General features: G+C 40.7%; 11 protein-coding genes and 1 pseudogene. 4 read left to right on the forward strand and 8 right to left on the reverse strand.

All coding sequences use genetic code 11. The features are described 5' to 3' along the window. Nucleotides 1–184: 184 nt before the first annotated feature. From H6G57_RS28495 to H6G57_RS28515, 5 genes and pseudogenes are all read right to left on the reverse strand, one after another. Nucleotides 185–787 (reverse strand): hypothetical protein, encoded by a 603-nt coding sequence (locus tag H6G57_RS28495; RefSeq protein WP_190525199.1) that lies wholly within the window; start codon nt 785–787, stop codon nt 185–187. A gap of 149 nt (nt 788–936) precedes the next feature. Further along, nucleotides 937–1,080: pseudogene (locus H6G57_RS28500) on the reverse strand (element excision factor XisI family protein); the annotation flags it as partial. 512 nt (nt 1,081–1,592) lie between these two features. Further along, on the reverse strand, nt 1,593–1,985 hold the full coding sequence (locus H6G57_RS28505) for a nuclear transport factor 2 family protein (RefSeq protein WP_190525204.1): 393 nt from the start codon (nt 1,983–1,985) through the stop codon (nt 1,593–1,595). A gap of 90 nt (nt 1,986–2,075) precedes the next feature. Next, nucleotides 2,076–2,696: a discoidin domain-containing protein gene (locus tag H6G57_RS28510; RefSeq protein WP_190525205.1), complete on the reverse strand. Its 621-nt coding sequence runs from the start codon at nt 2,694–2,696 to the stop codon at nt 2,076–2,078. A gap of 133 nt (nt 2,697–2,829) precedes the next feature. Beyond that, complete coding sequence (locus tag H6G57_RS28515) at nt 2,830–3,585, reverse strand: type 1 glutamine amidotransferase domain-containing protein (RefSeq protein ID WP_242049121.1); 756 nt, start codon at nt 3,583–3,585, stop codon at nt 2,830–2,832. 17 nt (nt 3,586–3,602) lie between these two features. On the opposite strand from H6G57_RS28515, the gene H6G57_RS29530 reads away from it, so the two are divergent. After that, the gene (locus H6G57_RS29530; RefSeq protein WP_255528419.1) at nt 3,603–3,737 is read left to right on the forward strand and encodes a hypothetical protein; all 135 of its coding nucleotides are present in this window, start codon (nt 3,603–3,605) and stop codon (nt 3,735–3,737) included. A 173-nt stretch (nt 3,738–3,910) separates the two neighbouring features. Here the strand turns inward: H6G57_RS29530 and H6G57_RS28520 are convergent, their stop codons facing one another. Beyond that, a complete protein-coding gene (locus tag H6G57_RS28520; protein WP_190525207.1) occupies nt 3,911–4,288 on the reverse strand; it encodes a hypothetical protein in 378 nt (125 codons plus the stop codon). Nucleotides 4,289–4,316: 28 nt separating this feature from the next. After that, nucleotides 4,317–4,736: a papain fold toxin domain-containing protein gene (locus H6G57_RS28525; RefSeq protein ID WP_309236080.1), complete on the reverse strand. Its 420-nt coding sequence runs from the start codon at nt 4,734–4,736 to the stop codon at nt 4,317–4,319. Between H6G57_RS28525 and H6G57_RS29320 the strand changes: the two genes are divergently transcribed. Both H6G57_RS29320 and H6G57_RS28535 read left to right on the forward strand, forming a co-directional pair. Then, a complete protein-coding gene (locus H6G57_RS29320; protein WP_242049122.1) occupies nt 4,663–4,869 on the forward strand; it encodes a hypothetical protein in 207 nt (68 codons plus the stop codon). The two genes, H6G57_RS28525 and H6G57_RS29320, sit on opposite strands and share 74 nt — an antisense overlap. 25 nt (nt 4,870–4,894) lie before the next feature. After that, nucleotides 4,895–5,134, forward strand: a complete 240-nt coding sequence (locus tag H6G57_RS28535; RefSeq protein WP_079680082.1) for a hypothetical protein — start codon at nt 4,895–4,897, stop codon at nt 5,132–5,134. Between the two features lie 107 nt (nt 5,135–5,241). Here H6G57_RS28535 and H6G57_RS28540 read toward each other — a convergent pair whose 3' ends face one another. Then, on the reverse strand, nt 5,242–5,709 hold the full coding sequence (locus tag H6G57_RS28540) for a helix-turn-helix domain-containing protein (RefSeq protein WP_190525209.1): 468 nt from the start codon (nt 5,707–5,709) through the stop codon (nt 5,242–5,244). 60 nt (nt 5,710–5,769) lie between these two features. On the opposite strand from H6G57_RS28540, the gene H6G57_RS28545 reads away from it, so the two are divergent. Further along, nucleotides 5,770–6,138, forward strand: a complete 369-nt coding sequence (locus H6G57_RS28545; RefSeq protein ID WP_190525211.1) for a phage integrase N-terminal SAM-like domain-containing protein — start codon at nt 5,770–5,772, stop codon at nt 6,136–6,138. Nucleotides 6,139–6,301: the final 163 nt, after the last annotated feature.

Genomic DNA, 6,301 nt, shown 5'->3' on the forward strand with positions numbered 1-6,301 from the left:
ATAAAATTAATATTCTTTCTCTAATTTGAGCATTTTCATTTTCATTCATTTCTTTAAGTAATTTTCTTTTTTGCTCTTTAGACAGATGATTTTTGGCTGGCATTGGGGGTTATATTCCTAAAAATACTTAATCTTTTATTATACAATCAAGCTGCGTAGCAGCTTATATACCAAATCGCAATCCTCAGCCATTTTGCACCATCCAAACCAGAAAACCCAAAATTTGCTCAACCGGAGGAAGTGGATAATCATTCAAGTCAATGGTTACAGTTTGTCCTTCTAGTTTGAGAAACCGCCAAACTGTACCGCTCGTCACTGTTCCGTAAATCGTTGAAATCGGCTGCTGTTTCTGTTGATTAAACCGTTGGGAAGCCACCATCTCGGCTAAACATTGTCCCAGTCCGGGTTTCAAATCTTCCTTCTTCGCTTCCACCAAAACCACCGCAGGTGCTTTAATAAACAATTGCTCTGGAGAGCGACTAATTAGAAAATCCACATAACCCGTCAAATCAACCTCTGGCTGCACATTGAATTCTTCACCCGAAAAAACACTAACTTGTCCCTTAAGCTGACGTTTGACTTCTAATAAAACGGGATTGATAATCGCTTCAGAACGCGCTTTTTCACTCCCCACTGCTATTGCCCAAGGTAACGTTTCTTTCAACGTATCTTTGAGCAAAGCAGTTGGATTGACTGGGGAAATCTCAGGCAGAAAGCGATCGCCTTCAACGATGGTTAGTTGAAAATCATCTACCGCTTTACTGAGTGTAAATTTACTATAAGGCATAAAGGTTTACGCAATTTATTTATCAATTTAAAAGACCTCGAATTTGACACTCTCCTAACAGATTGTTGATGCCCTAAATTATACAACTCCTTGAGAAGCTAATCGAGTATTGTTTTTAAGCTTATTCCTTTCCAACTCATATTAAAATTTTAAGCAATAGCGTATCCAGTGTGTTGTCGCACATCAGGTGAATGAAACGCCAGAACAATTTTATCTTTGGGAACTCCGGCAGCAACAAGTTCTTCAGTAATACCGTCTTCTATGCCGTCTCTTTGAATCCAGATTTTGCCATCAATTTTCGCCCTATAGTTAATTGATTTTTTGCAATTCAACTTGGTAAAAGTCTGCTAATACTCTTCCTAACCAATAACTCGATTTAAAGGGCTTTAGAGGAAATAATTTAATTTCAGAGGGAAAGAAATTTTTTTGATTATTTACTGCGGCTAATGTTCACCCTTTTGTCTGATGTTTGATCCGAACTTCATAGTGCTTAAAATAAAGAAGTGAATCTTTATTTTTCGATCACTAAAACGGGTATCTCAGATTGGATTTTAAACCCTTTCGGTATTTCGTTATTAGACTGCGTAATCCATGAGAAGATTAACCGGGCTACTGCATCCAAGAATTGTTTTTTCATTTTTTAGTGCGTAGTGATAATTGCTTAGTCACCTCCGCAGCATTCTCACTGATGATTTCAAAAACTGTATCAAATAAAGGTAACGTTAATATGAATTTGACCCTGAACAGACAGGCAGAAAGTTAATAATAAATGCACCCCGGCAAAAAATGAAGGTTAGCTATTAATTTAGAAAGGCTTTAGAGTTTGAATTTGACGAGAAATTTTCCATGTCCCTCCCTCTTTCCGCATTAACCACACTTCTCGACATTTGGACTGTTGGAAAGAGCCTCCATCTAAAGGGTGAATTGTAGAGAGGCTAATCCCCATAACATAACCAAAATCGCCTATCACTTCGATTTCTTCGGCGGTGAAGTTTGGATCGATCTCTTGGTTAGAAATGTACTCTGCAAATCCTTCAACAATGTCAGGTACTCCACACTTATCAGGAACATTAGGCATCATCCACAGCGCATCTTCTGTGTACATATCTGCATAACTTGCTAAATCACGTGAACGAATATTTGATGGATAAATTTCTTCAAAAACCTGTCTGATATCCTCTTGATCTCTATAAGACATTGAATCGCTCCTTAGTGAACTATTCCCTCAGCAAGCACTACCTTACTATAAATCCGTAACTAATGCTGCTCTAACTGCCACTTGAACCTTTTACTTTTTTGGAGAGTAAGCCCGGAGTTGATGAAACGTCCCCCAACCATTCCATTGGCCGTCTGGTGGTTCCCAATACTTGACATATCGAGCGGTCATCGGGGGAATTGCCACATCAATATCAAGTTTATTGAAACTGGTCATTGGAGAGTAAGGATGGACTATTTCAGAAGCTAATCGCCAAGTTTTATTATCAGTTGAAACCTCAACACGAAAGGTTAGTGAATTGTTAAACGCACCATCCCAATCAATATTGTAGCCAACACCGTTGAGTGAATAAACCGCACCTAAATCGATAATTTGAAAAGTACCAGCGCCTTCATTAGTTCCGTTTCCCCACCGCCCTAGTTTGGGATAATTCGTTGTTGTTTGGTAATCAACCGAATCGTTAGCATTAGCCCAGCCCGGATAGGTAATCCCTCCATTTCTGGCAATCACTGGTTTACCCGCAGCTACATTGATGCCTGATATCGGCTTCGACGGATTGCTCAGGGGTGCTGGTTCCACTGCTGATGGTGAAAGTGCCGGGGTGTTTGATGCTTGTTGAATCGATTGAGAACAGCCAGTGATCGCTCCCGTAGCAAGGAAGATCCAAGCAAACCAGCTACACAATTGTTTCATCATTTATAATTCTGCTATTGAGATGAGTTGTTATTGGGTTTAGAGTTCCAAATCAAGTTTTCGCTCTCGTTGCAGATGCTTGGAATCGGGGAAAGTTTCGGGGTAGTTGATTATGAGTTTGCCAATTTCAACTCTATTTTAAAGCTGCAATCAGTAAATCAGCGACGGCACCACCAGATGCTGGATTCTGCCCAGTAATGAGTCTTTGATCTTCAACAGCAAAAGCAGCCCAAGGCTCGTCCGCTTTTTTGTAAATAGCCCCTCGTGCTACTAATTCGGTTTCTGTCAGGAAAGGAACAAATTTATCCAATTCTGCCAGTTTCTCTTCTTCATTGGAAAAACCAGTGACTTCTTTATCTTTGACAAGCAACAATCCATTGGACAATTTGATATTCAGCAAGCCTACAGCACCATGACAGACTGAAGAGACAAAACCACCCTTTTCATAAATTTTTTGACTGATGGATTGTAGTGCCTCATTATCAGGAAAATCCCAGATCACACCATGACCACCCGCGTAATAGATTGCAACGTAGTCATCTGGATTCACTTCACTTGGTTTGAGTGTAGCCCCAAGACGATTCATAAATTCTTTCTTCTGATACCACTCCCAATCAATGGGATCAGCCATTGCAAGACTGTGGGGATCAATCGGTGTATATCCCCCCTTCGGGCTAACGTAATCAACTTCATAACCAGCCTCTTGGACTTTCTTGACAAAGTGAACAGCCTCTCCCAGCCACAGACCAGTTGCTCGCTCAAGGTTGGGATACTTTTCAACACTGGTTAGAACGACAAGTATTTTCTTACTCATATCAGGAAGTTGGTCTCCTAGTTGCAGCAGTTGGGTGGAGAGATCGTCGGGAACTTCAATGGTAATTTGAGCCATTATTTAGTCAAACAGTTTTGATAGAGAGACTTGAGTTAGTCCTTATTAATTATAATGGACTACAACAAGGAGTCACACCAACTTTTGATGGCATAGCATTTCCTGATGAAATTGAAATCAATTCTCAAAAGTTGTATGCTTGGTGGGATTAACTTCAAACTTAGTCAAGCCATATGAAATTCAAAAAAAATACGATATATTCTTTGGGATGGAGGAGGTTTTTAGGCGATCGCATTCTGTCAAAGCAATACAATTATGGTGCGTTATATTTCATTAACGCACCCTACAAACTAACCCATCAGGCGATGCCTGCACTGGGCTGCGCCTAGGCACTTCTTACCACTTTTTCGGTATTTTGTGCCGTTGATTTAGCCAAAATTGGATCGATATCTTGGCTTTTATCTCGTTGAATAAACTCATCCAAAAGTTGAAAGAAATAATCAAATCCTGCTTTTTCATCAATACAGGTGAGCAAAATAATTTTGTCCCAAGCATTTACTGTACGAATTGATAAGCGATTTTGTAGCCAGGGTTGGAAGTTTTTGTAAAAGTCACTTTCGGCTTCTGTATTGACGATACCTACTTCTGAGCGTGCAAAGCGATAGCCTTGAATAAACATCCGCAAACTTGTAATAGAGGATAATCCCAGGTATAATCCTGGTTTGCTTTTGATTTTTTCTAGTAGCTCAAATAATGTACTCATTCTGAATTAGCTCCATTGAATTGCACTTCTAAAACTCTTCAATCACTTCCGCTTCAAATTCATTAGATAGAGACGTAAAATCGTTTACCCAGTTTTCCGGTGAAAGTCCAAATCTAGAAAGGTTGTCAAAAATTTTTCCATAGACTTCAACACCATAATGAACACCATTTTCTGTAATGCTTTCAAAGCAACCCTGTTGTTCAAGGCGATCGCTAAGGATAAAATCTTCATTATCGTATCGGGTCGAAATTCGCCAGAGTTTTCCCGGTACTTCACGTTGTTTAAGCCATCGTTTGAGCGTGCTGGCACATTCTTGACAATGAAGCAGAGGAAATCGAATGACAATATTGCCGATGGTTTCGTAAAGTTCCGCAATGACTGTTTCAATCTTACCACTTTTTATTTTGTTATATTCAGGACTTACGCAACTGATAGACGCGATCGCGATTAAACAAAAGTTAACTTCAGAGAAACAGATTTTAACGTTAGAGGTTTTATCTTGGTATAATCAACAAGGCGTTCGCTATTTAACGCCAGAAGAACGGTTAGCGTTGTATCGAGAACGGTTTGGAGAATTATAAATTTGTTCAATTTTAGGAGTAAATGATGACTTCTACAATAGCTCTACAAAATATCGCAGTTTCTTTACCTGTTTTTACGGACGTGGAACAGAAAGAACGATTTTTATTTGTTTTGGGTGCGTTAACCGTTAGAGTGATAAGTTTGAGGAAAGCTGCGGAAGTGATGAATTTAGATGAAGCGGGATTATTGCAAATTTTAGATTTATTAGGAATCGAATTTTCCTATTTAGAGGATGAAGATATTCAACGGGAAAAGGACTGGTAAACGTTGTGAAAATTGTGATTAACTCATCCCCGTTAATTTTTCTCGGTAAATTAGAGTTTTTAGAATTAACTCCCTAACCTCAACAACCGCGAATCACCAACCCTTACTCAAGCTTTGTGCTTTCCATCTCGATAAGACTGACCACACATCGGACAAAACCGATATTGCTCAGAAGTAATGGGGTGAGAACAGCCAGGACAGCGATCGCACAGACCCTCCCCACACAAAAAACAAAACTTAGCCCTGGGGTCAAGCCACCCCAACTCCGGTACCGTCCCCGGTGTCCAACAGCGCAAACACAGTTTCAGCGCATGAGACACCTCCACCCCCGTCCCCCGCACCGCCGCCTCCAAATACGCCACCGGAACCCCCAACACCTGAGCCAGACCCCGTTTCGCCTTCTGACTTAGACGAGTCGTTAACCCCCGCTCAATCTTGCCAATACTTTGCAGATGTAACCCACACCCCTGCGCCAACTGTTCTTGACTCAGACGCTTCAGTCCTCGCAGCCGTCGCACGTATTCACCCAGCGTTTCCTCGGGTTGGGGCAGAAATTCCGATGTTAAAGTGTGCATTAAAATATGCTAAAAACAGTAAGTATTAACCTCTTCTTATTTCAGCATAACTCCGGTTTTATGACAACCACAATTGCTACAATTGCCACCCAATTTTTACAGCGTTCTGAACTCTCCCCTGCCACCCAAAAGTCTTATGAACTCACCCTAATTCCCTTCATACAACAGTATGGGTATTGGGAAATTAAAACGCTAGATCGTCAACAAGTACGCGACTACCTCGACTCCTTAACCCACCTGAGTTACACCACCCACCGTCGCCATCAACGTATCCTCATCGCCTTCATGAACTTTGCCGTCGATGAAGGCTATATCCCCCTCAACCCCATCGCCCGCCTCAAACCCCGAAAACCCGATGCTGAACAAGGAGAACACCACGAAGACAGCACGATCCGTTACCTCAAACCCGAGCAACTCAACGCCCTGTAAGCTGCTACGCAGCTTGATTGTATAATAAAAGATTAAGTATTTTTAGGAATATAACCCCCAATGCCAGCCAAAAATCATCTGTCTAAAGAGCAAAAAAGAAAATTACTTAAAGAAATGAATGAAAATGAAAATGCTCAAATTAGAGAAAGAATATTAATTTTAT

Origin of the sequence: Planktothrix sp. FACHB-1365, from assembly GCF_014697575.1 — a bacterium.
GTDB lineage: Bacteria > Cyanobacteriota > Cyanobacteriia > Cyanobacteriales > Microcoleaceae > Planktothrix.

What these genes read in the sequence shown, in the direction of transcription:
- H6G57_RS28495 (WP_190525199.1), bottom strand. Translation starts at nt 787, where the DNA reads ATGCCTTATAGTAAATTTACACTCAGTAAAGCGGTAGATGATTTTCAA.
- H6G57_RS28510 (WP_190525205.1), bottom strand. Translation starts at nt 2,696, where the DNA reads ATGAAACAATTGTGTAGCTGGTTTGCTTGGATCTTCCTTGCTACGGGA.
- H6G57_RS28520 (WP_190525207.1), bottom strand. Translation starts at nt 4,288, where the DNA reads ATGAGTACATTATTTGAGCTACTAGAAAAAATCAAAAGCAAACCAGGA.
- H6G57_RS28540 (WP_190525209.1), bottom strand. Translation starts at nt 5,709, where the DNA reads ATGCACACTTTAACATCGGAATTTCTGCCCCAACCCGAGGAAACGCTG.
- H6G57_RS28515 (WP_242049121.1), bottom strand. Translation starts at nt 3,585, where the DNA reads ATGGCTCAAATTACCATTGAAGTTCCCGACGATCTCTCCACCCAACTG.
- H6G57_RS29320 (WP_242049122.1), top strand. Translation starts at nt 4,663, where the DNA reads ATGACTGTTTCAATCTTACCACTTTTTATTTTGTTATATTCAGGACTT.
- H6G57_RS28545 (WP_190525211.1), top strand. Translation starts at nt 5,770, where the DNA reads ATGACAACCACAATTGCTACAATTGCCACCCAATTTTTACAGCGTTCT.
- H6G57_RS28505 (WP_190525204.1), bottom strand. Translation starts at nt 1,985, where the DNA reads ATGTCTTATAGAGATCAAGAGGATATCAGACAGGTTTTTGAAGAAATT.
- H6G57_RS28535 (WP_079680082.1), top strand. Translation starts at nt 4,895, where the DNA reads ATGACTTCTACAATAGCTCTACAAAATATCGCAGTTTCTTTACCTGTT.